This window comes from Martinezella sp. CNPSo 3959 (assembly GCF_057784355.1).
In genome coordinates, this window is the sequence record NZ_JBXSOV010000001.1 from 267690 (window position 1) to 291402 (window position 23713).

The window sequence follows — 23713 nt, forward strand, 5'->3', positions numbered from 1 at the left end:
GTCATACCTCCCTTTTTGCTCTTTCGAGCATGTCGCCCGATGTCCTGATGACATCGTCCTCCGGGCGAACCTGGAGATCGTAAAGCGCCTTGTAGCGGCCAGCTGCGGCCAAAAGCTGCTCATGCGTGCCGCGCTCGACGATCTCGCCATCCTCGATGAAAAGGATCTGGTCCGCATGCATCAGCGAGCTCAGTCGATGGGCGACGATCAGGGTCACACGGTCGCGGGCAAAACGCTTCATGGCGCTGCGGATGCGCTGCTCCGTCGCGGCGTCGATCGCGGCGGTGGAATCGTCGAAGACCATGACGGCGGGCTTCAGCATCAATGTGCGAGCGATCGTCAGACGCTGGCGCTGACCACCGGAAAGGGACACACCGCGCTCGCCGACGACCGTGGTGTAGCCGGCGGGTAGACCGAGAATATAATTGTGCAGCTGCGCCGACTCTGCGGCGCGCTCGATGCGGGTTTCCTTTGCCCAAGGATCGCCATAGGCAATGTTGTTCTCGATGCTTGTGGTGAACAGGAAGGAATCCTGCTGCACGACGGCAACGTTTTGTCGCAGCGATTGCAGCGTTGTCTTGCGGATATCCTGACCGTCAAGGGTGATCCCTCCCGCCGTGACATCGTAGAAGCGTGGAATGAGATGCGCGATGGTGGACTTGCCGCTACCGGGCGGGCCGACAATGCCGATCGTTTCACCGCGTCTTGCCTCGAAACAGATATTCTTGAGCACAGGGCGCTCCTCAGCGCCTGGATAGCTGAAGTCGACATTCTCGAACCGCAGTGTGCCATTGGTGACGACGAGCGGCTTGGCGTCCGGGGCATCCTTGATGGGGATATCGAGATCGAGCAGCGCAAACAGGCGCGAGCCACAGGTCGATGCGCGGGCGAAGGCATTCACCATCAGGCCAAGCTGGCGCACCGGCATCTGCAGGATGGTCATGAAGGTCAGGAATGAGGCCAGCGTGCCGACGCTGATCTCACCCGCAATGACCTTGAGACCACCCAGCCAAAGCACGAGCCCCATAGACGCGAAAAAGGAGAAGTTCATGGCGCTGGTATTAACCACGCGGATGCCGACGCGCTTGTGCGCCAGCGAAAGCGCATTGTAGGAGGCGCGATCGAACTTCAGGATTTCATGCGCCTGAGCGGCAAAGGCCCGGACGACACGGATGCCGCCGAGATTTTCCTCCATGACGCGCGTCAGCACCGAGAGCCGTTCCTGCAGCTCGAGCCATGTCGACCGCAGCCGCAGCTGCGTCACGGAGGAGCGCCAAGCGACGAAGGGCACGAAACTCAGGGCCAGGAGGCCGAGTGCCACATCCGTCGTAAGCAGCATATAGGCGCCGACACCGATCAGCATGGTGAGCAGCACCATGCGCACCAGCGCGGTGGAGAAATACATGCGCACGCCTTCGAGATCGAGCAGGCCGACGGTGATAAGATCACCGGAATGGACCTTATCGTGGAAGCTGAAGGAGAGCTGCTGGATCTTCTCGTAGCAGGCAAGCCGGAGCTCATAGCCCATATGGTGGCCGACGGATTCGCTGTAATAGTTCTGCACCATCGTGAACAGGCCGCGCAGAATGCTGACAATAAGCAACAGCAAAGCGGTCGTCGCCAAAGCATTTTCGGCGATCTGGCCAGCGGTACCGCCAGCGACCGCTGTCTGTGTCTGATCGACCGCGCGACCGAGCAGGCGCGGGATCGTCAGCTGCAACGTTGCAGCTACGAATGTTGCCCCTATGGCGAAGCTCGTCTGCCATGGGTGGCGCAGCGTCATATGGGTGATCCGGACGATCGTCGACAGGCCTTGGCCCCAACCGACCGCATTGATATGCGCGCGCGAGGCCAATGGCTTCGCCGCGCTTCTTGATGAATCGCTGCTCACGCTTTTATCCAGGCATAATTGAACGAGGCGGGCCCGCAGACGGGTTCGTATCTCAGGGAAAGTATTGATAGGATGAATTTTGCCGATTCCATGGCGACGTTCAAGAGTCAATCGGTCACAAGTGCCACGCGAACGTTAGATTGCGTGTTCAAAAATTGCCGATGAGATGTCGGGATGGAGTTTGATGAGGCGTCCTTGGGGCACCGTGCCAGAAAAGGAGAGCACCATGCGCAAGATTATCGCAGCGACATTTATCAGCCTCGACGGCGTTATGCAGGCACCCGGTGGTCCGGACGAGGATCCGACCGGCGGCTTCAAGTATGGCGGCTGGGTCTTCCCGCACTCTGACGAGCAAACCGGCAAGACGCTCTTCGAACTGTTCGAAAAGCCGTTCGATCTGCTGCTCGGCCGCAAGACATATGACATTTTCGCAGCCTATTGGCCCTATATCGACAACGACAATCCAATTGCCAATAAATTCAACAGCGTCACCAAATATGTCGCGACGCGCGGCGACGCCGAATTGAAATGGAACAAGAGCCGATCGCTCGGCAAGGATGTCGTTGCTGCAATGAAGGAACTGAAGGCGGGCGAGGGGCCGGATCTGCTGATTCAGGGCAGTGGCGATTTCATTCAGACCCTCCTCCGCCACGGGCTGATCGACGAATACCATCTGGTGATCTTTCCGCTGGTTCTGGGCGGCGGCAAGAAGCTGTTTGCCGGCGGGGCGGTGCCTTGTGCAATGAAGCTGCTGCGCAGCAAAACCTCTCCGACCGGCGTCATCTTCGCGACCTACGAACCCGATGGGCCGGTGAAGACGGGTTCCTTCGTTGGTCACAATCCCTCTGAAGAGGAGATGGAGCGCCGCAGGCGGCTCGAATAGGCAGCCAAAGGTCGGCAGCGGGACACCGTCTAGATGTCCCGCCAAGGCTTATATCGCCTATTCCGATGTTTGAAAATCACGCAGCGCTTTCATGACTTCGCGAAGACCTCTTGTGAGATGCTTGTCCCGGCGCAACACCATGCCGAGTTGCCGAACGAGCCTCGGCTTGAGTGGCGAGGTAACCAGCTGGTCCGACCTATCCCGTCTCAGAGCCATGTCGGGAAGGATGGACCATCCGAGGCCGGCGGCGATCAGTTCCTTGATCGCCTCGACGCTGCCAAACTCCATGGCCGGCTCGGGGTGAACCCCACCGGCCTCAAACCATTCATTCGTGGCGCGACGCGTGTTACCGCCTTCGTAAAGCAGCATCGTCTTGGTTTTCATGAATTCTACATCCGGCCCGCCCTCCGGCATCGCGCTTCCCTTGGGGGCCACGGCCAAAAGCTCGTCTTCATGGAATGGCTCGACTTCCAGCGAACGGCCGGAGGCGGGCAGGGCAACGACCGCAAGATCCAGCGCATTGGCTTCGAGATCACGCAGGATCTCCTCGATATTGCCGACACGGACGATGATCTCGAGATCGGGCATGCGCTTCTTTGCCATGGCGATGGCGCGCGGCAGCAGATGAATCGAAGCGGTGCCGCCGCTGCCGATCCGCACGCGTCCGACCGATCCCTCCCGAAAAGGCGTCATCGCCTCCTCTGCGATCGAGCAGGCTTCGATGATGCGGCGGGCATGTGCAAGCAAATCAAGCCCGGCCGGCGAGGGCTGCGCCCGCCTGCCGACGCGCTCGATCAGCTTTACGCCGAGACGCTGCTCCAGCAGTTTCACCTGCAGGCTGACAGCCGGTTGTGTGAGCCCGACCTTATCGGCAGCGGCTGTAAAGCTTCCGAGATCGACAACACTGACAAATGCGGCTAGCTGATCCAGGTTGAGCAAAAAGAATTCCTTATGGTTTGTATAAATATCATAAGCTTCATTCATTGCCAGCGCCAGTGCATCCTGAGCCATGTTCATATGAGCCTGAGGAGCAGGAAAATGACGACCGATATCGACAGACCGATGCGAGCAGCGGCCGCCGTTGCAGGTAGAGGTCGGCGAAAGCGGGGATTGTGGCGAAAAGCGCTGGAGAAATTCCTGACCTATCTTGAAAAGCGCGAGACAAGATGGAGCCTGCGCGAGCTGACCGATGACCAGCTTCTAGACATCGGCATGACGCGCACCGAAGCCAGGACCGAAGTCAATAAGTCGTGGTTCTGGGGATAGGGTGCTTGAAGGCGTTCAAACCATCGGCCCGGGTTGGAATAGAGCGGTATCTTGCAGCGGTTGCCGGCGGAAAGCGGTTGAAAGCTTGGCATTTGGGCGAGGGCGGGCAAAATGGTCTGGGGAGTATTTTCCGATCGTCCTTTTTTCATCCCGTTGTTCTTTTTTCCGCCACAGATTTGCCCGATCCATTCCGCTCGAAAGCAGGCGGCCGGTTTCCTCGGTGATCTGCTGTTTCGCCTGGAACATCAAAGTACGAGACCGCAAAATCCATGCTCAATACAAAATCCCTGCTCCTCGCCGCGGCGATTTCGACCCTATCGCTTCTCGGCGCAGCTTCGGCAGCGGAGGCCGGGCAGGCGAGTTATCTCGTGGATGCGCATAGCGGTCAGGTGCTGGAAGCATCCAACGAGAACGAGCTGAATTATCCGGCCTCGCTCACCAAGATGATGACGCTTTATCTCGCCTTCGAAGCGCTGCATGACGGTCGCCTGAAATGGGATCAGAAGCTGACCATGTCGGAGAATGCCGAGAGCAAGGAGCCCTTCAAATTCGCGATCGGTGCAGGCCGCAAGGTCACGACGCGCGAGGCTGTTGAAGGCATCGTCGTCCTGTCGGCCAATGATGCGGCTGTCGCGATTGCCGAGCAGCTTGGCGGCTCGGAGGAGAGCTTCGGGAAGATCATGACCGCGAAGGCGCACCAGCTTGGTATGAGCAAGACCGTCTTCAAGAATCCGTCAGGTTTGCCGGATCCGGAACAGGTCACGACCGCACACGATATGGCAACGCTGGGCGTTGCGCTCATGCGCGACTTTCCGGAAGAGTTCAAACTTTTCTCGCTGCGCGGCATGAAGTTCCGCGGCATGAAGCTGCGGGGCCACAACAATCTGATGTATCGTTACGCAGGCGCCGACGGCATCAAGACCGGCTATACCGATGCCTCCGGCTACAATCTCGTGACGTCAGCCTCGAAAAACGGCCGCCGCGTCGTCGGCGTGGTCATGGGGGAGAAGACGGCGCAAATTCGCGATGACAAGATGGCGAGCCTTCTGGACACCTATCTGGCCCCCGTGGCATCAACGACCACGGTATTGACCGGCGCTCCCAAGCAAAGCTCGGCGAACTGATTTCTGCTTGATTTCAGCGTCCGGCCGACCATTGATCTTTGGGCGGCTGACGAGGGGTGGCTCCGTTTTCGAAGTCGCTCCGTGGAGAAGTTAACCTGCCACATTACAGGGTGAGGGGGCGGGTTTCTTCGTGCAAAAGTGCGATGACCCCGACCGCCACTTTCACGCAAGGCCTTTTCATCGTTGATCAGTGAGAGGGCTCTCTGATGATGAATAGTCGAACAGTGATTGCCGAACTGGCGGACTGCCCTATGTCTACTGTTGCTCGTTCGCTGCGCTTGTCGTGATTTGGTAGAAATCAGCGCCGAACTGCGAATTCGCTTAGGCGGAGATATCTGGTTTCAGTTTGTATTCTCCGAAATGAAGGATCCATCATTGGCCGCGACCGGTCTGATGCTCCTATAAAATCTCGCAAAGCAAATATTTCAGCGCATTAGGGTCAAGTTTGGAGGACCGGAATGACGTATGATGATGCACGTTTGACGCGTGAGCGCGACTTTCACAATGAACGCTTCGGTGCAGTGGAGGAGCGCAAGGAGGATTCGTTTTATTTCGCCGTCAGAGCCGCTGTGGTCACCTATTGGCGGCTGGTGAGGGCGGCCTGTCCCGAAAGGGATGTACTCGAATACGGATGCTCGAACGGCATGAGCAGCATTGGTCTTGCGCACTCCGCCAAGCGGATCACCGGTATCGACATTTCTGATGTCGCTATTCAGCAGGCCAAGAATTCGGCGGCTCTTCTCGGAATCGACAACGTGACGTTCCAGGTCGATAATGCCGAGGATATGAGCCTACCGTCAGCGGGTTTTGACGTCGTCTTCGGCAGCGGCATCCTGCACCACCTGGTCCTGGAGAAATCGCTTAGCGAGATCCGGCGTGTGCTCAGACCCGGTGGCAAGGCATTCTTCTTCGAACCACTCGGCCACAACCCCGTGATCAATCTCTATCGCAATCGGACGCCGGAGGCCCGTACGGTCGATGAGCACCCGCTCTTGAAATCCGACTTCGACATCGTGCGCAAATATTTCTCGAAGTGCGATCTGGAATTCTTCGGGCTCGCTACGCTTGCCTCGATCCCGTTTCGCAGGAGCCCGTTCGGCACCGCGGTCCGAGGCACCGGCGAACAGATTGACAATCTTCTGCTCAAAATCCCTGGCGTCAGATGGCAGGCTTGGATCGTTGTCATGACCCTCGAGGCATGAGGGGCGGGCCTGTTCAATCGCGCAAAAGAGCAGGCCATGCCGTGCCCAAGAAATCATGGCTGATGCTGTGTGTTTGTTGCATTTAAAAATGGAACCCACCCGGTTACGAATAAACATCAGATAAGATAGATTATGGAACTAAATCAAATATAGCGGTTGGAAAGAGAGGGCAATTTTCTGATTTTATTTCAGATAGTTATCGAGATTTTCGAGAGTCGATTTCAAGCCCTCGTCATGGTCTTTCTTGCTGATACCATATGGCACATTCTCGCAAACTATGGTGACCTTCGTACCGGATGGCACCTCCACAAAGGACCACGTAATGATCATCGTGCCAGCAAACGCCGGGTCGTCGGATTCGAAATCCACCGCCTGAACGATGCGCTTATCAGGAACGATTTCGAGGAACCGGCCGGAAACGATATCGGTGTGCTCGGAGGATTTTCCGGGTGTCGAATGATCCGCTGCATCATAGGACAGCGCCAGCCGATAATTGCCGCCTTGATGTGGCTCGAAGACGTGAACGTGCCCCGTCATGCCATTGGGCGGAAGCCAGGCGATCAATGCATCGGGATTGATGAATGCGTCGAAGATCGTGTGTGGCGTGGCGCGGATTATTCTGGAAGCCGTGTCGGTTCTTTTCGCGCCTGTTGCCTCGCTCATCACATCCTCCTCGTCGTGCGCATTGCAGCGCTTCGTACGGTTCGGCCGATTCAATGCCGACAGCGTTTGCCTCTTCAGCCTGCTTTGATGCGGATCACCTTGGCCGCAATCTTCTCGGCCAGCGTCGTTGGATTGCAGGAGAAAATGCTGTCCGGACGTCCGGCCGCGCACCAGACCTGATCATAAGCCAAAAGGCTCTCGTCCATAAAGACAGGCAGATCGACCAGATGGCCGATGGGCGCGACGCCGCCGATGGCAAAGCCGGTTTCGTCGCGAACGCGATCGATATCCGCGCGCTTCAGCCGAACGCCATAAGCCGTTGCAATATAAGCGGTGTCGGCATTGTGGGCGCCGGAAACAAGAAGCAGCGTCAGCGCCTGCGTATCGGCATTGACGAAAACCAGCGATTTCACGATCTGGCCGACGGCGCATCCTGCGGCCTTGGCGGCTTCTTCGGCGGTCCGCGTCGATTGCTCCATGCGCTTGATCGAGATGTCGAGCCCCAGCGTGCGCGCCGCAAGTTCGACGCGCTCCAGGCTGGAAAGCTTCCTGATATCTTCGCTCATAGCTCATCATCCTCCACGTCGAGTTCGATCTGCATCTGATCGTAGGCCGGCTCGACATGATCGGGCGTTTCAGCCAGCACGGTTTCATAATCGAGCGGCGTATGCATATGGGTCAAGATGGCGTGTTTCGGCGCCAGGCGTTCGATCCATTCGAGCGATTGCTCCAACGACAGATGGCTTGGATGAGGCCGATACTGCAACGCGTCGATGATCAGAATGTCGAGGTTTTGAACTCTTTCTATCGATTCCGGCGGGAAGTCACTGATATCGCTGCAATAAGCGAGTTTGCCGATACGGAAGCCCAACGAATGGATATCGCCGTGGACTTGCTTGTGCGGCCAAAAGCGGATGGGACCGCCTGCCCCATCGATCACGAAACTTTTCTCGAGATTTTCGATCAGCACCGGCCGCACGATCGGCGGATAGCTGCTGCCGGCTGGCGTTTCCAGGCAGTAGCGAAAGCCTTCGCGAATGCGGTCCATCGTCGGCGGATCGGCATAGATCGGGATGCGCTCGTTCGAGATATGGAAATAGCCGCGCAGATCATCGATGCCGTGAATATGGTCGGCATGGGCGTGGGTATAGAGAACGGCGTCGATGAAGCTGACGCCGGCATGGATCATCTGTTCGCGGAAATCCGGACCTGTATCGATGACGACGGTGGTAATGCCGCCATCCGGTGCGATCTGCTCGATGAGAAAGGCAGCGCGCGTGCGACGGTTTTTTGCGTTTTTCGGATCGCAGGCGCCCCAATCGCCGGTAATACGCGGAACACCCGGCGACGATGAACAGCCCAAAATGGTGAAGCGTCGCCGGTATGTCACGACGTCAGACCCTCGTCATTTTGGAGAAGCAGCGGAAGGCGTTTTCGGTCGTGATGTCGGCGATCTCGTCCATGCTGACACCGATTGTATCGGCCAGCACTTCGGCAGTGTTGATGACATAGGACGGCTCGTTGCGTTTTCCCCGCCAGCGTTTCGGCGCGAGATATGGCGCATCCGTTTCGACCAACAGACGATCGTGTGGGACAGTCTTGGCGATCTCGCGCAGCTCTTCCGATTTCGGAAAGGTCAGGATGCCGGAAAAGGAAATATAGCCGCCGAGCTCGACGCCGGTCTGGGCAAGGGCAGGGCCGGCAGAAAAGCAATGGAGGATAAAGGGGAAAGCCCCCTTCCCTGTTTCCTCAGTCAGGATCGCGGCCATGTCTTCGTCGGCGCTGCGGCTATGGATAACCAGCGGTAGCTGCGTTTCGCGCGCGGCCGCTATATGGCGCAGGAAACCGGTCTTCTGATCTTCCGGCTTGACGGTATCGTAGAAGTAATCGAGACCCGCCTCGCCGATCGCGACGATCTTCTCGTGCTGGTTTGCCAGCCTCACGAGATCTTCCGTCTGGATATCAAGCTCCTGATCGGCGCTGTTCGGATGGGTGCCGACCGAGCAGAAAACCGTCGGATAACGCTCGGTAAGAGCAAGCAATCCGTCGAGCTTCCTGACCTTTGTCGAAATGGTGACCATCTGCTTGACGCCCATCTCGTGAGCGCGAGCGACGATCGCGTCGCGCTCCTCTTCGAAGTCGGCAAAATCCAGATGGCAGTGCGTGTCGATCAGCATGGAAAACCTTATTCGGCAGTCGGCGCGACATAGCGCGGGAAGACCGGCTTTGGGGCCTCCAGCGGCGTTCCGGCAACGAGGCGGCCGGCCTCGCCGAGGGCTGCGAAATCACGCTTGTCGGCTGGGATGGCGATGAGATCCAAGAGCTTACCCGAGGATTCCGGCATGAAGGGCTGCAGGAGAATGCCGATCTGACGCACGACATCGGCCGTGACATAGAGCACGGTTGCCATGCGCGCCGGATCGGTCTTCTTCAGCGCCCAGGGCTCCTGGCTCGCGAAATAGCGGTCGGTTTCTGAAACCACCGCGATGATGGAAGCGAGAGCGCGATGGATAAGCTGCTTGCCCATGTCTTCGCGGGTCGAGGCAAGCAACGCGTCGGCCTGAGCCAAAAGCGCCTTGTCTTCGTCGGTCAGTGGACCGCATTCAGGAATCTGGCCGTCGCAGTTCTTGACGATCATCGACAGCGAGCGGCTGGCGAGATTGCCAATGCCATTGGCGAGGTCGGAATTGATGCGCGTGCCGATCGCTTCTTCGCTGTAGCTGCCGTCCTGGCCGAAGGAGACTTCGCGCAGAAAGAAGTAGCGCACCTGGTCTAGGCCGAAATGGTTCACCAGATTGACCGGATCGACGACGTTGCCGAGCGACTTCGACATCTTCTCGCCCTTGTTGAGCAGGAAGCCATGGGCATAGACACGCTTCGGCAGCGGCAGCTTCGCCGACATCAGGAAGGCTGGCCAGTAGACGGCGTGGAAGCGAATGATGTCCTTGCCGATGATATGAAGATCGGCAGGCCAGTATTTCGCCCTCGGATTGTTCCTATCCTCGATGTAGCCGGTCGCCGTGATGTAGTTCGTCAGAGCGTCGACCCAGACATACATGACGTGCGACGGATCGTTAGGTACCTTGATACCCCAATCGAAAGTCGTGCGGGAAATCGACAGATCCTTCAGGCCGGACTTGACGAAGGAAATGACTTCGTTGCGGCGTTCGGCCGGACCAATGAAATCCGGGTTCTCTTCGTAAAGCTTCAGCAGCCGGTCCTGGTATTCGGAGAGCTTGAAGAAGTAGCTTGCCTCCTCCACCCACTCGACCGGCGTGCCTTGCGGCCCGTAGCGCACGCCATCGGCGCGCAGCTCGGTTTCGTTTTCCTGGTAATAGGCTTCGTCACGCACGGAATACCAGCCGGCATAGGAATCCTTGTAGATGTCACCGGCATCGGCCATCAGGTTCCAGATGTTCTGCGAGGTCTCGTGGTGGCGCGCCTGCGTCGTGCGGATGAAATCGTCATTCGACGCATTCAGCAGCTTGCCCATCGCCTGGAATTCATCGGAATTGCGATTGGCGAGCTGCTGCGGTTCCATGCCTTCTGCCCGCGCCGTCTGCTGCATCTTCTGGCCATGCTCATCCGTACCCGTCAGAAAGAAGACATCGCGGCCATCGAGGCGCTGGAAACGTGCCAGCGCATCGGTGGCGATCAGCTCATAGGCATGGCCGATATGCGGCTTACCGTTGGGATAGGCGATCGCGGTGGTGATGTAGAACGGAGTTTTTTCGGTCATGTGAGGCAGTGGCCCGCTTTTACTGTTACGTCGCTGTTATTCTTGCTCCGCTCGCTTTAGCGCATGTTTGCCATGAGCGAAACACCAAGTTTCGCGCGCGCAGCATTCGGAACTTCAGGATGGCGCTTTGCTTGACTCGACTCCGCCTCGCCTTTACCCCTTCGGGAGAGTGGAACGCAGGACAGACGTCGCCGTGGATTTCATCGTTTTATGTATTGGTCTGCCAAACGGCTTCAAGAGGCCGTGAGTTTGAGTTTGATCGATTCCTTTCAGCCGCTTTATTCCTTTTCCGGCTTTTTCGTCGGCATGCTCGTGGGCATTACAGGGGTTGGCGGCGGTTCGCTGATGACCCCCCTGCTCGTACTTCTCTTCGGCGTCCATCCGGCAACGGCCGTTGGCACGGATCTGCTCTATGCCGCCATCACCAAGACGGCGGGAACGGCCGTGCACGGCATGCACGGACGCGTCAATTGGAAGGTTGTGAGCCTCTTGGCGTCAGGCAGCGTTCCGGCGGCGCTCGCCATGCTCTGGATCATGGCCGGCGTCAATCGCGAGAGCCCCGCCGTTGCTCATTCCATCACCCTGTCATTGGGCTGTCTTTTGCTTTTGACGGCGCTGATGCTGATTTTCCGTGGCCAGATCCTCGAGGCCATCCGCAAATGGCGCGGCGAGCGCGGAACGATATCGCCGCGCAACATTGCTCTGCTCACAGTCATCCTCGGCCTTATGCTCGGTATTCTCGTCACGATGACCTCGGTCGGCGCCGGCGCGCTCGGTGTCACCGTTCTGCTGGTGCTCTATCCGCAGACCGACGTACGCGAAATCGTCGGCTCCGACATCGTCCATGCCGTGCCGCTGACTTTGATCGGCGGCATGGGCTATTGGTTCATCGGCGAGATCAACTGGGCGATGCTGTTCGCCCTGTTGGTGGGGTCAATTCCAGGTATCGTCGCCGGTAGCCTGCTCGCGCCTCGCCTGCATGAGCGGTCCGTGCGCATCATACTTGCCGTGACGCTCACGATCGTTGCCTGGAAGCTGATCTTACCCTAGGTCGCCCTGAACATAATGCCGGATTGATAGCCGGTACGATCATGCAGCCCCCTTGGAAGGGTTGCCGTAGCCAAAGGCGATTGATCAATTTATAAGGGGTAATGAACCTGATTTCGCCAAAAAATGGATGATCAAGGCCTTTCCCTGGATCGGATGCGGACATTCGTCCGGGTTGTAGAACGTGGTAGTTTGTCGGCTGCTGCGCGAGAGCTTGGCCTTGGTCAATCGACGGTAACCCGCCATATCAATGAGTTGGAGGCGGCCGTCGGAGTTCCTCTTCTCGGAAGGACCACACGCCGCGTCACGCTCACCGAGGAAGGGAGCCGCTACTATGCAAACTGCCTGCAGATTCTGCGGCTTGTAGAGCAGGCTACCGAAGAAGCAAGAAATGCGCGGCGGTCGCCGGCAGGTGCGGTTCGCCTATCCTGCACTGCCGCTCTCGGCGTCATGCACGTCACGCGGATGATTTTCGATTTTCAAGACCGATATCCGGAGATCGGGATAGATCTTAATCTCACGGATGAGCGCATCGATCTTGCCCGGGAGGGGATTGATATCGCTTTGCGGCTGGGGCCGATCGCCGATGACGCCATGAAGCTCGTTTCCATCGGAAAAAGCCATCGAAGGCTCGTGGGTTCTCCCGATTATTTTCGCCGCAAGGGGCGGCCCACACGTCCCGCCGACCTCGCGCAACACGATAGCGTGGTAATGTCCAACATTGCCGGAAGCGATCAGCTTGTTCTGTTTGCTCCGGATGGGATGCGTCTGGTGGTTCCTGTGAGCGGAATGCTGCGGGTCGATCACGGCCTCGCTGCTCGAGCTGCTCTGGCCGCCGGCCGCGGCATCGGTCCCGCTCACCTCTGGCTGGTCCAGGATCTGCTCGATGCCGGTACGCTCGAAGTTCTGTTTGACGAGTGCGACCTTGAGGCGGTTCCCGTCAGCCTGCTCGTCGTGCCCGAACGAGCAGGCGTCGCTCGCGTGCGGTTATTGGTCGATTTTCTCGTCACCGAGTTAACGAAGCTGCCGGGCATCGCTCCTAACTGAGAGACAGGCAATCGGCCTCAAAGTCCGAACGCTCGCTTTTCACCGCGCCAGCCGGTGGTTCGCAAAAATTGCTCCCAGTTCAATGTGTCTGGATCCAAGCGGCGACTCCAGCCGAGATCATGTTCTCCGCTGAAATAGCCATATTCGACGGCATATTCGACCATCCCCAAAATCTCGCGAACGAGCAGCTCGTTGGCGGCGAATTCCGGAAAATACCGCAGGAGGCCGCCCCTGGAAAAGGCGTTCCGATATTCGGCTTTCAGACCCGTTACGCGCCGGAAGGTATCGACCATTTCACGCGGTGAAATGATATCGCCCACGATCGGAAGCGTCTTTCCGTTGTAGCGTTCAGGGTGGGAGAAGATCTCAAGAACGACAGGACCGGTGGCCGTCAACGGATCGACGAAAGGTGCGGCGAAGTCTTCCGGCAGATAGATCGGCAATAGGAGCGTGTCGCCATCATAACGAGGAACATAATATTCGAGCAGGTTGGTGTAGAAGAACGCGAGCATGACGAAGGAGTGCGAGACCGGAAGTCCGCGTATATAATCGGCAACCTTTGCCTTGTCGGTGAAGTGCGGCGCATATTTCGTCCCGCCTGTGATCTTTTCGACATTCTCCAGCGTGCTGAAGACCACATGGCCGACCCCGGCCTCCACGGCAGCATCGGCCAATTGCCGGCCAAGCGGCGCCTCACTCGTGTCTGGCGGCGCGATGGGAGGCGTCATCAGGAAGGCGCCGGCAGCGCCCTCGAAAGCACCCACGAGTTCCTTTGTCCGGCCGAGTTCGAGCGGCACCGTCACGATTTCCGCTCCTAACGCCCGCAGCGCGCGCGCTGAGGGCGAATCCTTGCTCCGAGTAAGCGCACGGACGCGGAAGCGTTGACTTTGAAGCAGCGTCGTCGCCACGCTTCGCCCTTGCTTGCTCGTCGCACCGACAATCGCGATCAACGGTTTGTCATGTATTGTCACGGTTAGTCTCCAATCCAATTCCACAGCCGAAGAGCTGCGGCACCTTCAAATGAGACCGATCACTTCAACTAAGATACGGTCTGACCATGAAGGTAGGGGGCCGCATCGCGCTGCACTACACGCTGGTAATGAATTACATCATGCCGTTTTTTGGATATATCGCCGTGATGATCCGCATGCATCTCTTGCCGCAAAACTGAGGAATGCAGCGAGTTTTCATTCCCGGAAATTGCATGGGGAAGCTAGGCCGAAAGCTGCTGTTTGAGCTCACCGAGAATGGTAATGAGGGTCTGCTTACGATCGAGATTATAGGCTTGCGACACGTTCAGCCGCTCTGTCGTCTCGGAATGCAAGCGTGCCAGCCTTTCGGCCGTCGAAATGGAGCCGTCAAGCGCGGCGGCGCGGGCTCGCTCGATGATATCGTCGCCGATATGCGACAGGAAGAAGCCGAAGATCGTGTCGCTGTCCTTGCCGGAAAGCGCGTCAGCGAGCCGATGCATTGCCTTGCGTGCCGCAGGTCCGTCTGCCGAAAGCACCTGGCGGTAAGCTTCGATGATCTCGCCGCCGCCATAGTTCAGGAGCTTGAGCGCCTCGCTGACGCTGCCTTTGGCTGCTGAAAGCACGTCGTTCCCCTGCCCCGCCGGCACGCCAAGATTTTCGAGCGCCTGGCGCAGAGGCTCGTTTTCGAGCGGCGCGAGCCTCAGAGGCAGACAGCGCGAGCGTATCGTCGGCAAAAGCCGGCCTGGCGCATGCGACAGCACGAGGAACAAAGCGCGCTTCGGCGGCTCCTCGAGGATTTTCAGGATGGCGTTGGCCGCGCTTCGGTTGAGATCGTCAGCGGGATCGATAATGACGATGCGCCAGTTGCCCGTGCCTGAGGTCTGCGAGAAGAATTTTCCGGCGCGACGCACTTCGTCGACGGTGATCGCGGATTTCATCTTGCCGGTCTTGTCGTCGACCGGCCGGCTCAAATGCAGCAGATTATGCGATGCTCCGCCGGAAATTTGCCGGCTGACGACCGATGCCGGATCGGGATCGCCGATCGTCTCCGGCGCGGAAGCCGGATCGGGATGCGAGAGGACGTGATTGGCGAAACGGAAGGCAAGGGTCGCCTTACCGATGCCTTCGGGGCCTTCGATCAGCATGGCATGATGCCCCTTGCCGGAGCGATAGGATTGAGCGAGGAAGGCTTCGGCTTCTTGATGGCCGAACAGCTTCGTATTGTCCTGCGGAGGAATGGCGCCGTCGAGGACACCCGGTCGCTCGTCGCTCATTGCGCGGCTTCCGATCTGGCGACGATATTGGCAGCGCCGAGCCGCTTGTCGACGATCCCGGCAATTTCGGCGGCGATATCGTCTTCCGGCTTCAGGGCGTCGATGACGTGGCAACGCTCGGGCTCGCGGGCGGCGATATCGAGGAACGCCTCGCGGCGCTTCTCGTGGGTCTGCATCTCTTCCTTCTCGAAGCGATCGGGTGCGGCCACTGCGGAGGCGCGCTTGCGTGCGCGCTCCAGACCGACTTCGGCGGGAATGTCGAGAATCAGGGTGCAATGCGGAATGACGCCGTTGACGGCAACCCTCTGTAGAGCCTCGATATAGTCAGGCTCGAGATTGCCCGTCACACCCTGATAGACGCGCGAGGAATCCATGAACCGATCGCAAAGGACGATGGTGCCGCGCGAAAGTGCCGGACGAATGACGTCCTCGACATGATCGTTGCGGGCAGCAGCGAAGAGGATCGCCTCCATGCGCGTGCCGAAGGTTTCCGCAGCACCCGAAAGCAGGACGTGCCGTACCGCTTCCGCTCCTGGCGAGCCTCCGGGTTCACGCGTTACCAGAACCTCGTGGCCACGCTCGCGCAACCGCTCAGCCAGCCGGCGAATCTGGGTGGATTTGCCAGCCCCCTCGCCGCCTTCGAAGCTTACGAATAATCCGTTTGCATCAGCCAATGATCATGTCCTGCACTTTTCGCGTGCCATTCGTGCGGCGTGCGATACGCATTCTGTTTAACCCAAGACATGTCCAGGTGGAACCGTGCATGTCCCGGTCTCCGCCACTCTATATGGGGTGTGAACAGAGATTTCGCGAGCCTTGCGGCCCACTCACGTCGGCAAAGGCTTGTCCCACAGCCAGGAGAACAGCAGTGATTCCGTCAGTTCCATGAAGGCATCGAAAGCGCGGCGACCCAATGTGCCCCGCTCGACCGATTCCTTCGTATAGAGTGGCAGCTCTCGTAGCAGACGCGCGCCCAGAAAGACGCGGAGAGTTCCGGCTTCATAATCCGCAGCCACCGGCGCCGTCAGCGGCCAGCGATAGACGATGCGAGCAGATAGCCGGTCCGGCGTGTCCACAGGGACGTATATATCGACGGGTATCTTAGCCCGCAGGCCGACGGTCGATGCGGCGCCGCCATAGACACTGGCATCGCCAATCACTTCGCCATCGGCGAAGATACGCTGGCTCTTGAAATTGCTGAGCCCCCATTCGAGGACGCGTCGCGTCTCCTCGATGCGCTCCTTGTCGCTCTTCAACCCTCCGAGTGCCAGGAACAGCCGGCGGCCGTCGCGCTGAATGGACGCTACGATCGAGAAGCCTTCCCCTTCGGCAAAGCCAAGCCCCAAACCATCCACGCCGATATTGAGCAGAAGCATCGGGTTCTTGTTGCGCTGATAGATCTTATTCCAGGTAAAGTCGGCCTGCCCGAAATACTTGTAGAGATCCGGGTGCTTTTCCTGCAGGTCCTGAGCCAGCATGACCATCTCTCGCGCGGAAACCTTGCCGCCGGCATTGGGATCGTTGGCATCGGGCAGTCCGGTGGAATTGGTGAAGGTGGACCGGGACATGCCGATCTCCCTTGCGCGCGCCGTCATGCGACGGGCGAATTCGCGTTCGCTGACAGACATGCCTTCCGCTAGAACGATGCAGGCGTCGTTTGCCTGCTGCACGGCAACACCCTGAATCAGATCACCGACGCGGATGCGCGATTTCAGGGCTGCGAACATTGTCGATGCGCGCGAGGGAGCGCCGCCCGTTCGCCAAGCATTTTCCGAGACGGGATATTCGGTATCGAGATTGATCTCCCCTCGCCCGATCGCATCGAAAACGATATCCAGCGTCATCAGTTTCGCAAGCGACGCGGGCGAAATCAGCTGATCCTCGTTTTTGGCAAGCAGGATAGTACCGGTCGACGCCTCGATCATGAATGCCTGCGCGGCTTTCGTGTCGAAAGCACCTGGCGCGGCCGGCTGCGCGAAGGCCGTGACATTCGCGAACCCGAGGAGAAGAAGGAACAAAAGAATCAAGCGCTTTGGCATATCGTCCCCTTCATCCGACCACCGGCACGATTATTTTAGTGACGGGTTAAGATTCAGGCAATGACGTCGATCAATCGACCTGCGTCGTACCCTGATGCTGGCGGCGATAGGACGAGAGAATCGATTCCTGCGTGAGGCCGTCGTTACGAACCATGACGGCATCGAAAGCGAGGTCGACATAAACTGTTTTGACCGGCGCATTCTGATAGGCGGCGACAGTCGAACCGATCGATTGACCGTCAATGCTCGCCAGTCGGGGCGTGAAATCCGGTCGCTCACGGGGAATCGGCCCGATTTGCGGCAGAACGATCATGGCCGGTTCGGCGCTCTCGGCGGCAGGCAAGGCGCCGCCGTTCCAGGTCATCGGCGGCGGATTGTTGCGCTTGTCGCCATTGTATGCCGGCTTCGGCGCATCGGCGAAGGCCGTTGCCGAATAGGGCGACTGGCGTGGGACGGGTGCGATCGCCGGCGCGGCATCAAAGCTGCGCACCTGGCGGCTGGGGCGCGTCGGCGTAGGGGTATACGAATCCGGCAGCTGATCGGCAGTCATCCGGCCGGCAGAGGCCACCATCACACCGGTTGCGATCTGGCCACCCGGGTTGATGCCGGGCAGACGCGATCCCTTCGGGATGTAGGAAGCCATCAGATAGGGTTCGTCATGACCGTCCATGCGGGCACGGCCGACATATTGCACGCGTACGTCGCCGGTGCCGCTGTGCTGGAGGTCGAGCAGCTGTGCCGTCTTGTTCGAAAGGTCGATGATGCGGCCGGGATGGTATGGGCCGCGATCGTTGACGCGAACGATAATGGAGGAGCCGGTCTCGACGTTGGTGACGCGGGCATAACTCGGCAGCGGGAAAGTCGGATGGGCGGCGGTCAGCGACTGCTGGTCGTAGACTTCGCCGTTGGCGGTCAGGCGGCCGTGAAAGGCCGAACCATACCAGGAGGCGACGCCGACCTTGTTATAGCCGAAATCTTCCTTGGGGTAATACCACTTGCCTTTCACCTGATAGGGATTGCCGACCATGAAGCGGCCGCCGCCCTTCGGCACCGGGCCGTTATTGACGACGCGAGGGCTCGCCTTCACGCCATATTCCTTCTCGGAGAAATATTCCTTGCCGTGCTGGCGCTTGCTAGGCGCTTTCTGCGTCGTTCCGCAGGCCGTGATGGTTGCGCACATCAGTGAGAGAGCAAACCAACGCATGGCCGTTGTGTATGTCACCGCACGATTTTCGAATGTCATCTGTCCCAAGCCGCTACTCATTACTTTGACGGAGGTCCGCTACCGGTAGTCCCTCGTTCCGGTATCCTGCTACGCTCCAATCACCTAACGGTGCTTTAATCATGATTGCAGTTTGTCCATTTTGCGATGCAAATTGAGCGCACCGAAGAAATTCCGAAGATCATGGTTAATGCTCAGTAAAGCAATGCCGGCTTCAAGTAGTCTCGTTCAAAACTGTTTCGCTCCGGTAGTGGACTGCTTTCTGATCGCCACGCGTCGGTCCGGATTGCAACAGTTGCACTCGGTTTGGGATTGCGCTGGGATTTTGATGGACAGATTTGGAGCAGTTCTTTCAAGTGCTTGTATCAAGTCGCATCAGTAGTTCGTCGCGATAGATGCCGCCGACTCTACCGCCCGATAACGTGCTTCAGCTTGTCCGGGTTGCGGGTGCAATAGATGGCGACGACTTTTTTCCGCTCGATCTGCAGCGAAGTGGTCTGCGCGATGTTGCCGCCCTCTATCGTCACGAAGCCTGGCAAGCCATCGATGATCGCATAGTGGATCAGTTGCGAGGGCTGTGCCCGGAAGATTTGTGCCAGCTGCTCATGAAGCCGCATGGTGGCAGGAAGCCCGATATGTGGTCGCTGCGATGTCGGCACCTTGCCGCCGCCGTCGGCATAGACAATGACATCCTCCGAAAGCAGCGCTTGAAGAGAGGCCATGTCACCCGTTCTCGACGCAGTAAAGAAGGCCGTGGCAAGCTTGAGCCCCTCTTCCTTGCCGATGGCGAAGCGCGGCCGGGCCTCGGTGATATGCGCCCGCGCCCGGCTTGCAAGCTTGCGGCAGGCGGCCGTTTCGCGACCGATCGCCAGCGAGACGTCGTCGAAATCCATGCCGAACACGTCATGCAGGAGAAAGGCGGCCCGCTCCAAAGGCGAAAGACGCTCTAGCGCCAACATCAGCGGCATGGTTATGTCGTCAGCGGCATCGCCGTCCTCCGGATCGAAGATCGGCTCGGGCAACCAGGAACCCACATAGGATTCCCGGCGGCGGCGGGCCGATTTCAACTCGTTCAGGCAAAGCCGGGTAACGATAGTCCGCAGGAATGCCGCCGGTTCTCGGACCGAGGCGCGATCGGTTGCCATCCAGCGCAGCCAGCTATCCTGTACGATATCCTCGGCATCCGCGACCGATCCGAGCATTCTATAGGCAAGCCTGACAAGGCGCGGACGCAGCTCGGAGAAGATCGGGTCGGACGTAACCTCATTCATTGGCAGCAAACTCGCGCGCGAATGGATTGGCCTCGCGGCCACGGGCAAACTGCAGCGCCGTCAGCGCCACCCGCCGGCCAAGATGGCGGGCTGTGGCGAGATCGGATGCGGGCGGCGCAGTCTCCGGACCTTCGTCCGTATTCGCCTGCGCTGCCGCACCAAGCCAGAAGCCGAGGCGGTTCATGTCTTCTTCCGAGCCCGTCGAAGAGCAATTGGCCGGCGGCAGATCGAGACCGACCCAATGCATTCCATGCTGGGCTGCGAAGATTACCATCTGCATCAGCGTCGAAAGCTTGTCACCGGATCGTGACCCCGAGGTAGTGAAACCAGCCGCGATCTTGTCCCTCCACAAATAGCCCCTCGCAAGAACGGTCTTCGACGTCGCTTCCTGGAATGCTTTGAATGGCGCGGAGACCGCTCCCATATAGGTCGGCGAGCCAAAGATGATGGCCTGCGCCGCATTGAGATCATCCCAGTGGCGCTCCACCCTGTCCACGGTCAATAGTATCGCTTCCGCCCCACCAACCTCTTCGACCCCTGCCCTGACGGCCTCGGCCTGTCTACCGGTATGTCCGTAGCCGCTATGATACACGATTGCGATGCCCTGCCGGATCATTGTCATCTCCTTCGAATTTAGTGTTGCGAAGGACATGACAAGGCACGGGCGCGGATTGTGACGTGCCTGGATTTTACGAGAACGCAAAAATTGGGAAGGCCCTTTGGCGGAAGAGGTGTCTGTCCTACTAACTGTTTCTAGCGGTTGTTGACGGTTGTAATCGTTGTTTTAAAATGATTTTTTTCATGAATGATAGTTGTCTTCGGTTGCAGAAGGTGGTACGCGTTGCTTGAAGAACATGGGTACGGACATGGGAACCGCATCATGACTAGAGCCATTCATCGCCTGCCAGCAAGCTTCAGGAGCAAGAAGCCTGGCCTCCATGCGGATGGGGGAAACCTCTATCTTCAGGTAACGGAAAGCAAGGATGGTGCACGACGACAGTCTTGGATCTTCCGGTATCAGATGCCAGGAATGAAGCCTCGTGATATGGGGATGGGCTCGGCAAATGATGTTTCCCTATCCGAAGCGAGAGAACTGGCTCGGCAATATCGCAACCTTGTACGGGAGGGAAAAGACCCGATCGAGGAGCGCAACAGCAAGGTTGCTCAAAATCTGGCCGCACTGAAAAAGACCATGACTTTTGCCGAGGCTGCAGAGGCTTATATTCGACAACATCGGCCAAGCTGGAAAAATCCGATCCATGCCAAGCAGTGGTCCAGCACAATCAAAACCTATGCCGATCCCGTGCTCGGTAAAATGTCTGTGGCAGACATCACGACTGCGCACGTAATGAAGGTGATTGAACCCATTTGGTCGACTAAAACCGAGACGGCTAGCCGCGTCCGTGGCCGTATTGAATCCATCCTTGGGTGGGCAACGGTCAGTGGCTACCGTAGCGGAGAGAACCCAGCACGGTGGCGCGGGCACCTGGATAATCTTCTAGCATCCAAAGAAAAGATCAAGCCAACCAGAAATCAACTGGCACTCTCTTGGCAGGAAATGCCCGCCTTTTTCTCGGAGCTTCTCAATCGTAAGGGTATGGCTTCGCTGGCCTTGCGCTTTCTTATCACAACATGCGTCAGAACAGCGGATGTGCGGAATGCCAAGGTTTCCGATATCGACCGCAAGGCACGCGTTTGGACCATCCCCTCTTTCAGCAAGACGGGCAAGCCCCACAAGGTGCCTCTATCTCCAGCTGCGCTACAGGCGTTCGACGAAGCCCGAGCAATGGCATCAGAGATCGGCGGTGAAGTAGCTGAGAGTGAATATGCCTTCCCCAATGACGTTACAGGGAAAGACCTCTCCGGCAACGCTATTCTCGCGCTTCTTGCCCGCATGGAACGGAAAGGAGCGATGACCGCCCACGGTTGCCGTGCAACATTCAGAACCTGGGCACAGGAAGCCACAAACTTTCCCTGGGAGCTTTCCGAGATATCCCTTGGTCACACCGTTGGTGACAAAGTAGAGCGCGCCTACGCCCGAGGCGACGCTTTCAAGAAGCGTATCGCAATTATGGACGCGTGGGCAGCTTATTGCACCAAGCCAGCGCCTAATGGATCAAACGTTACTCCGATGCGCAGGAGTGCGTGATGTATTTCACACAAGAGCGCACCCAGGCAGTTTTGGACGAGGTTATCAGGACACATGGCAAGTGTCCGAAGCCGGGTCCGCGCAAAGTTCGCGATCTGGCAGTCTTTCTCGAGAACCTGCGGGTATTAGCATCGCTAAGACAAGATGGGGCCGAAGAGATCAATGAAAATCAGGAGTTGGTCGAGGCGATTCAAGTCATGCTTCGCGTGCTCCCAGCACGTTTGGCTGAACACCGCGCCATTGTCACATCTTTGTCAAACTGGGCGGCTGATCCCAACTACGGCGAGGTGGCAACGCAGGTCGGCATTCAGACCGGCAATGACGCCAAGGCCGATGTGGGGGCAATAGAGTCTCTTATATCGGCAATAAATGGCTTTATGGCCCGAGGCTTGCCTCATGAGCCAATTGTGGAACTCTCGGCGCCTGTCGAGCGATGGACCGGCTATGCGGGAGCTGTGTTCGATTATAGCACGCGGGAATTGAATCTCACGAATGAAGCGGCGTATCGCCTGATCGCCGCAATATCAGTGCCGATGACAGGATCGCAGGTTGACTTCAAGACCGTTCGAGATGGGCGTGTCAGCAAAACGCGTCGAAAATGGTAGGCGACTAGTGGAAATGCACATCTTTCAATCCACCAGGTGGAAACGCTGTCACTACAATCCACTAATTCAATAAAATCATATACATCGCTACTTGCTTGTGCGTGGTTGTCAATGGAGAACGCGCATATGCATACTAAAAGACTTGAACCTCAGTTCCTTTCAATCGCAGATACTGCCGTGTACACAGCAGAATCTGAATGGACGGTGAAGGACAAGCTTCGCCGCGGTGTCTACCAGGCTAAGAAGAGTGGCCGACGCACCCTCGTTATCTTCACCAGCGTGAAGGAGCATTTGGCATCGCTGCCTGATGCCAAATTCGCGTCAAAGTCGAGGGCTGCATAATGGCCCAGATCCCAATTGCTCCTCCCGAGCACGAGCATAGCCATGCAGTATGCGAGGCTGCTCAGTTTCTTGTCTTTACACCGCCTGAAGGTCGGCCGGTTCCCCTTGTCCCAGCTCTCCGGAAAATGTTCGGCTTGAGCGCCTTAGAGGCGTGCCTTGCAATTGCCGAAAGCCACAAGGTTAGGAGGATCTCCGGTTGAGGAAGTTCGCTTCTATTCCGCCTCGGATCTGGCAAGCCGACCTAAAGTCTGTGCGCGGTGACTTGAATGCGATCGCCGTTCACTACCACCTGACGACCAGCGGTCACGCGAATATGCTGGGCCTCTACTACGTCCCGGTCGCCTATATTGCCCATGAGATCGGATGCCCCATAGAAGGGGCATCGAAGGGGCTTTCAAGCCTCATCCAAGCAGGAATCTGTGCTTACGATTACGAGAGGGATCTGGTTTGGGTCTGCGAGATGGCATCGGATCAGATTGCACCTCAGCTCTCGCCTAAAGATAAGCGTGTCCGCGGCATTGCCGAACAGCTTTCCATGCTTCCTATCTGTATGACAACATTGGGTTTTTATGGAAAGTACCGCCTCCCCTTTCATCTCCCCGAGGAGCGGTGCCTTGAGGAGTTCGAGCTTGCTTATTCCGATTCACACGAAGCCCCTTCGAAGCCCCTTCGAAGCAAGGAGAAGGATAAGGACAAGATGAAGGACCTAGAAGAAGGAAAAGGAACATTTGGCTTTGGAACGGAAAAAACTTCAAACCAGTCATTGGGCCAAGATGATATGTTCAAGCCGTACCCCGTCCCGGAATCTCTCAGCGAGGGCAGAGATTTTCTCGCGAGCCTGAATGTGCCCAGGTCCAAGGTGGACGAATGCCTTCGAAGCCTTCTGGGCGGAAACTTAACCCCGTTTGATCTCGAAGGCCTCATTGAAACAGAGATAGGTGCGGCATGAAGCAGCTTGATCTTTTCGAGTGGGCTGAG

At 57.9% G+C, this 23713-nt stretch carries 23 protein-coding genes; 9 read left to right on the forward strand and 14 right to left on the reverse strand.

Translation table 11 applies throughout. The features are described 5' to 3' along the window. Position 1: 1 nt before the first annotated feature. A complete protein-coding gene (locus AC13RE_RS01380; protein ID WP_488561683.1) occupies positions 2-1891 on the reverse strand; it encodes an ABC transporter ATP-binding protein in 1890 nt (629 codons plus the stop codon). A gap of 226 nt (positions 1892-2117) precedes the next feature. Here AC13RE_RS01380 and AC13RE_RS01385 point away from each other — a divergent pair, with 226 nt between their 5' ends. Then, entirely contained in the window at positions 2118-2774 is a 657-nt protein-coding gene (locus AC13RE_RS01385; protein ID WP_488561684.1) for a dihydrofolate reductase family protein, read from the forward strand. A 57-nt stretch (positions 2775-2831) separates the two neighbouring features. Here the strand turns inward: AC13RE_RS01385 and AC13RE_RS01390 are convergent, their stop codons facing one another. Continuing rightward, positions 2832-3758: a LysR family transcriptional regulator gene (locus AC13RE_RS01390; protein WP_488562525.1), complete on the reverse strand. Its 927-nt coding sequence runs from the start codon at positions 3756-3758 to the stop codon at positions 2832-2834. A 54-nt stretch (positions 3759-3812) separates the two neighbouring features. Here AC13RE_RS01390 and AC13RE_RS01395 point away from each other — a divergent pair, with 54 nt between their 5' ends. From AC13RE_RS01395 to AC13RE_RS01405, 3 genes are all read left to right on the forward strand, one after another. Continuing rightward, positions 3813-4040, forward strand: coding sequence for a DUF1127 domain-containing protein (locus AC13RE_RS01395; RefSeq protein WP_488561685.1), 228 nt, complete (start codon positions 3813-3815; stop codon positions 4038-4040). Between the two features lie 269 nt (positions 4041-4309). Continuing rightward, positions 4310-5164: a D-alanyl-D-alanine carboxypeptidase family protein gene (locus AC13RE_RS01400; RefSeq protein WP_488561686.1), complete on the forward strand. Its 855-nt coding sequence runs from the start codon at positions 4310-4312 to the stop codon at positions 5162-5164. 458 nt (positions 5165-5622) lie between these two features. Further along, positions 5623-6366, forward strand: coding sequence for a class I SAM-dependent methyltransferase (locus AC13RE_RS01405; RefSeq protein WP_488561687.1), 744 nt, complete (start codon positions 5623-5625; stop codon positions 6364-6366). Positions 6367-6549: 183 nt separating this feature from the next. On the opposite strand, the gene AC13RE_RS01410 is transcribed toward AC13RE_RS01405, so the two are convergent. The 5 genes from AC13RE_RS01410 to metG form a co-directional block, all read right to left on the reverse strand. Beyond that, complete coding sequence (locus AC13RE_RS01410; protein WP_488561688.1) at positions 6550-7029, reverse strand: SRPBCC domain-containing protein; 480 nt, start codon at positions 7027-7029, stop codon at positions 6550-6552. Positions 7030-7103: 74 nt separating this feature from the next. Further along, on the reverse strand, positions 7104-7595 hold the full coding sequence (locus tag AC13RE_RS01415; RefSeq protein ID WP_132716587.1) for a YbaK/EbsC family protein: 492 nt from the start codon (positions 7593-7595) through the stop codon (positions 7104-7106). After that, a complete protein-coding gene (locus AC13RE_RS01420; protein ID WP_112413779.1) occupies positions 7592-8419 on the reverse strand; it encodes an MBL fold metallo-hydrolase in 828 nt (275 codons plus the stop codon). The genes AC13RE_RS01415 and AC13RE_RS01420 overlap by 4 nt, the downstream gene beginning before the upstream one ends. 4 nt (positions 8420-8423) lie before the next feature. Continuing rightward, complete coding sequence (locus AC13RE_RS01425; protein ID WP_488561689.1) at positions 8424-9206, reverse strand: TatD family hydrolase; 783 nt, start codon at positions 9204-9206, stop codon at positions 8424-8426. An 8-nt stretch (positions 9207-9214) separates the two neighbouring features. Next, on the reverse strand, positions 9215-10768 hold the full coding sequence (gene metG / locus AC13RE_RS01430) for a methionine--tRNA ligase (RefSeq protein ID WP_488561690.1): 1554 nt from the start codon (positions 10766-10768) through the stop codon (positions 9215-9217). 210 nt (positions 10769-10978) lie between these two features. Here metG and AC13RE_RS01435 point away from each other — a divergent pair, with 210 nt between their 5' ends. Together AC13RE_RS01435 and AC13RE_RS01440 are read left to right on the forward strand one after the other, a co-directional pair. Further along, on the forward strand, positions 10979-11818 hold the full coding sequence (locus AC13RE_RS01435; protein ID WP_488561691.1) for a sulfite exporter TauE/SafE family protein: 840 nt from the start codon (positions 10979-10981) through the stop codon (positions 11816-11818). A 123-nt stretch (positions 11819-11941) separates the two neighbouring features. Further along, positions 11942-12862 (forward strand): LysR family transcriptional regulator, encoded by a 921-nt coding sequence (locus AC13RE_RS01440; RefSeq protein ID WP_488561692.1) that lies wholly within the window; start codon positions 11942-11944, stop codon positions 12860-12862. 17 nt (positions 12863-12879) lie between these two features. Here AC13RE_RS01440 and AC13RE_RS01445 read toward each other — a convergent pair whose 3' ends face one another. The 7 genes from AC13RE_RS01445 to AC13RE_RS01475 form a co-directional block, all read right to left on the reverse strand. After that, positions 12880-13833 (reverse strand): NmrA/HSCARG family protein, encoded by a 954-nt coding sequence (locus AC13RE_RS01445; RefSeq protein WP_488561693.1) that lies wholly within the window; start codon positions 13831-13833, stop codon positions 12880-12882. 242 nt (positions 13834-14075) lie between these two features. Next, the gene (locus AC13RE_RS01450) at positions 14076-15107 is read right to left on the reverse strand and encodes a DNA polymerase III subunit delta' (RefSeq protein WP_488561694.1); all 1032 of its coding nucleotides are present in this window, start codon (positions 15105-15107) and stop codon (positions 14076-14078) included. Further along, the gene (tmk, locus tag AC13RE_RS01455) at positions 15104-15781 is read right to left on the reverse strand and encodes a dTMP kinase (RefSeq protein ID WP_132716594.1); all 678 of its coding nucleotides are present in this window, start codon (positions 15779-15781) and stop codon (positions 15104-15106) included. Before tmk ends, AC13RE_RS01450 begins: the two co-directional genes overlap by 4 nt. Before the next feature lie 153 nt (positions 15782-15934). Next, complete coding sequence (locus tag AC13RE_RS01460) at positions 15935-17146, reverse strand: D-alanyl-D-alanine carboxypeptidase family protein (RefSeq protein ID WP_488561695.1); 1212 nt, start codon at positions 17144-17146, stop codon at positions 15935-15937. A 70-nt stretch (positions 17147-17216) separates the two neighbouring features. Further along, the gene (locus AC13RE_RS01465; RefSeq protein ID WP_488561696.1) at positions 17217-18389 is read right to left on the reverse strand and encodes a septal ring lytic transglycosylase RlpA family protein; all 1173 of its coding nucleotides are present in this window, start codon (positions 18387-18389) and stop codon (positions 17217-17219) included. A 386-nt stretch (positions 18390-18775) separates the two neighbouring features. Then, positions 18776-19639 carry a sigma-70 family RNA polymerase sigma factor gene (locus tag AC13RE_RS01470; protein ID WP_488561697.1) on the reverse strand — a complete coding sequence of 288 codons (864 nt, stop codon included), beginning with the start codon at positions 19637-19639 and terminating at the stop codon, positions 18776-18778. Next, positions 19632-20255: a flavodoxin family protein gene (locus AC13RE_RS01475; RefSeq protein WP_488561698.1), complete on the reverse strand. Its 624-nt coding sequence runs from the start codon at positions 20253-20255 to the stop codon at positions 19632-19634. Before AC13RE_RS01475 ends, AC13RE_RS01470 begins: the two co-directional genes overlap by 8 nt. Positions 20256-20519: 264 nt before the next feature. On the opposite strand from AC13RE_RS01475, the gene AC13RE_RS01480 reads away from it, so the two are divergent. The 3 genes from AC13RE_RS01480 (at position 20520) to AC13RE_RS01490 (ending at position 23684) form a co-directional block, all read left to right on the forward strand. Continuing rightward, positions 20520-21788: a tyrosine-type recombinase/integrase gene (locus tag AC13RE_RS01480; protein ID WP_488561699.1), complete on the forward strand. Its 1269-nt coding sequence runs from the start codon at positions 20520-20522 to the stop codon at positions 21786-21788. After that, complete coding sequence (locus AC13RE_RS01485) at positions 21788-22393, forward strand: hypothetical protein (protein WP_488561700.1); 606 nt, start codon at positions 21788-21790, stop codon at positions 22391-22393. Before AC13RE_RS01480 ends, AC13RE_RS01485 begins: the two co-directional genes overlap by 1 nt. 538 nt (positions 22394-22931) lie before the next feature. Next, positions 22932-23684, forward strand: coding sequence for a hypothetical protein (locus AC13RE_RS01490; protein WP_488561701.1), 753 nt, complete (start codon positions 22932-22934; stop codon positions 23682-23684). The last annotated feature ends 29 nt before the right edge of the window (positions 23685-23713 follow it).

What these genes read in the sequence shown, in the direction of transcription:
- AC13RE_RS01390 (WP_488562525.1), bottom strand. Translation starts at nt 3,758, where the DNA reads ATGAATGAAGCTTATGATATTTATACAAACCATAAGGAATTCTTTTTG.
- AC13RE_RS01480 (WP_488561699.1), top strand. Translation starts at nt 20,520, where the DNA reads ATGACTAGAGCCATTCATCGCCTGCCAGCAAGCTTCAGGAGCAAGAAG.
- AC13RE_RS01395 (WP_488561685.1), top strand. Translation starts at nt 3,813, where the DNA reads ATGACGACCGATATCGACAGACCGATGCGAGCAGCGGCCGCCGTTGCA.
- AC13RE_RS01415 (WP_132716587.1), bottom strand. Translation starts at nt 7,595, where the DNA reads ATGAGCGAAGATATCAGGAAGCTTTCCAGCCTGGAGCGCGTCGAACTT.
- AC13RE_RS01435 (WP_488561691.1), top strand. Translation starts at nt 10,979, where the DNA reads ATGTATTGGTCTGCCAAACGGCTTCAAGAGGCCGTGAGTTTGAGTTTG.
- AC13RE_RS01470 (WP_488561697.1), bottom strand. Translation starts at nt 19,639, where the DNA reads ATGAATGAGGTTACGTCCGACCCGATCTTCTCCGAGCTGCGTCCGCGC.
- AC13RE_RS01410 (WP_488561688.1), bottom strand. Translation starts at nt 7,029, where the DNA reads ATGAGCGAGGCAACAGGCGCGAAAAGAACCGACACGGCTTCCAGAATA.
- AC13RE_RS01485 (WP_488561700.1), top strand. Translation starts at nt 21,788, where the DNA reads ATGTATTTCACACAAGAGCGCACCCAGGCAGTTTTGGACGAGGTTATC.
- AC13RE_RS01405 (WP_488561687.1), top strand. Translation starts at nt 5,623, where the DNA reads ATGACGTATGATGATGCACGTTTGACGCGTGAGCGCGACTTTCACAAT.
- AC13RE_RS01465 (WP_488561696.1), bottom strand. Translation starts at nt 18,389, where the DNA reads ATGACATTCGAAAATCGTGCGGTGACATACACAACGGCCATGCGTTGG.
- metG (WP_488561690.1), bottom strand. Translation starts at nt 10,768, where the DNA reads ATGACCGAAAAAACTCCGTTCTACATCACCACCGCGATCGCCTATCCC.
- AC13RE_RS01440 (WP_488561692.1), top strand. Translation starts at nt 11,942, where the DNA reads ATGGATGATCAAGGCCTTTCCCTGGATCGGATGCGGACATTCGTCCGG.
- AC13RE_RS01400 (WP_488561686.1), top strand. Translation starts at nt 4,310, where the DNA reads ATGCTCAATACAAAATCCCTGCTCCTCGCCGCGGCGATTTCGACCCTA.
- AC13RE_RS01460 (WP_488561695.1), bottom strand. Translation starts at nt 17,146, where the DNA reads ATGCCAAAGCGCTTGATTCTTTTGTTCCTTCTTCTCCTCGGGTTCGCG.
- AC13RE_RS01450 (WP_488561694.1), bottom strand. Translation starts at nt 15,107, where the DNA reads ATGAGCGACGAGCGACCGGGTGTCCTCGACGGCGCCATTCCTCCGCAG.
- AC13RE_RS01425 (WP_488561689.1), bottom strand. Translation starts at nt 9,206, where the DNA reads ATGCTGATCGACACGCACTGCCATCTGGATTTTGCCGACTTCGAAGAG.
- AC13RE_RS01475 (WP_488561698.1), bottom strand. Translation starts at nt 20,255, where the DNA reads ATGATCCGGCAGGGCATCGCAATCGTGTATCATAGCGGCTACGGACAT.
- AC13RE_RS01385 (WP_488561684.1), top strand. Translation starts at nt 2,118, where the DNA reads ATGCGCAAGATTATCGCAGCGACATTTATCAGCCTCGACGGCGTTATG.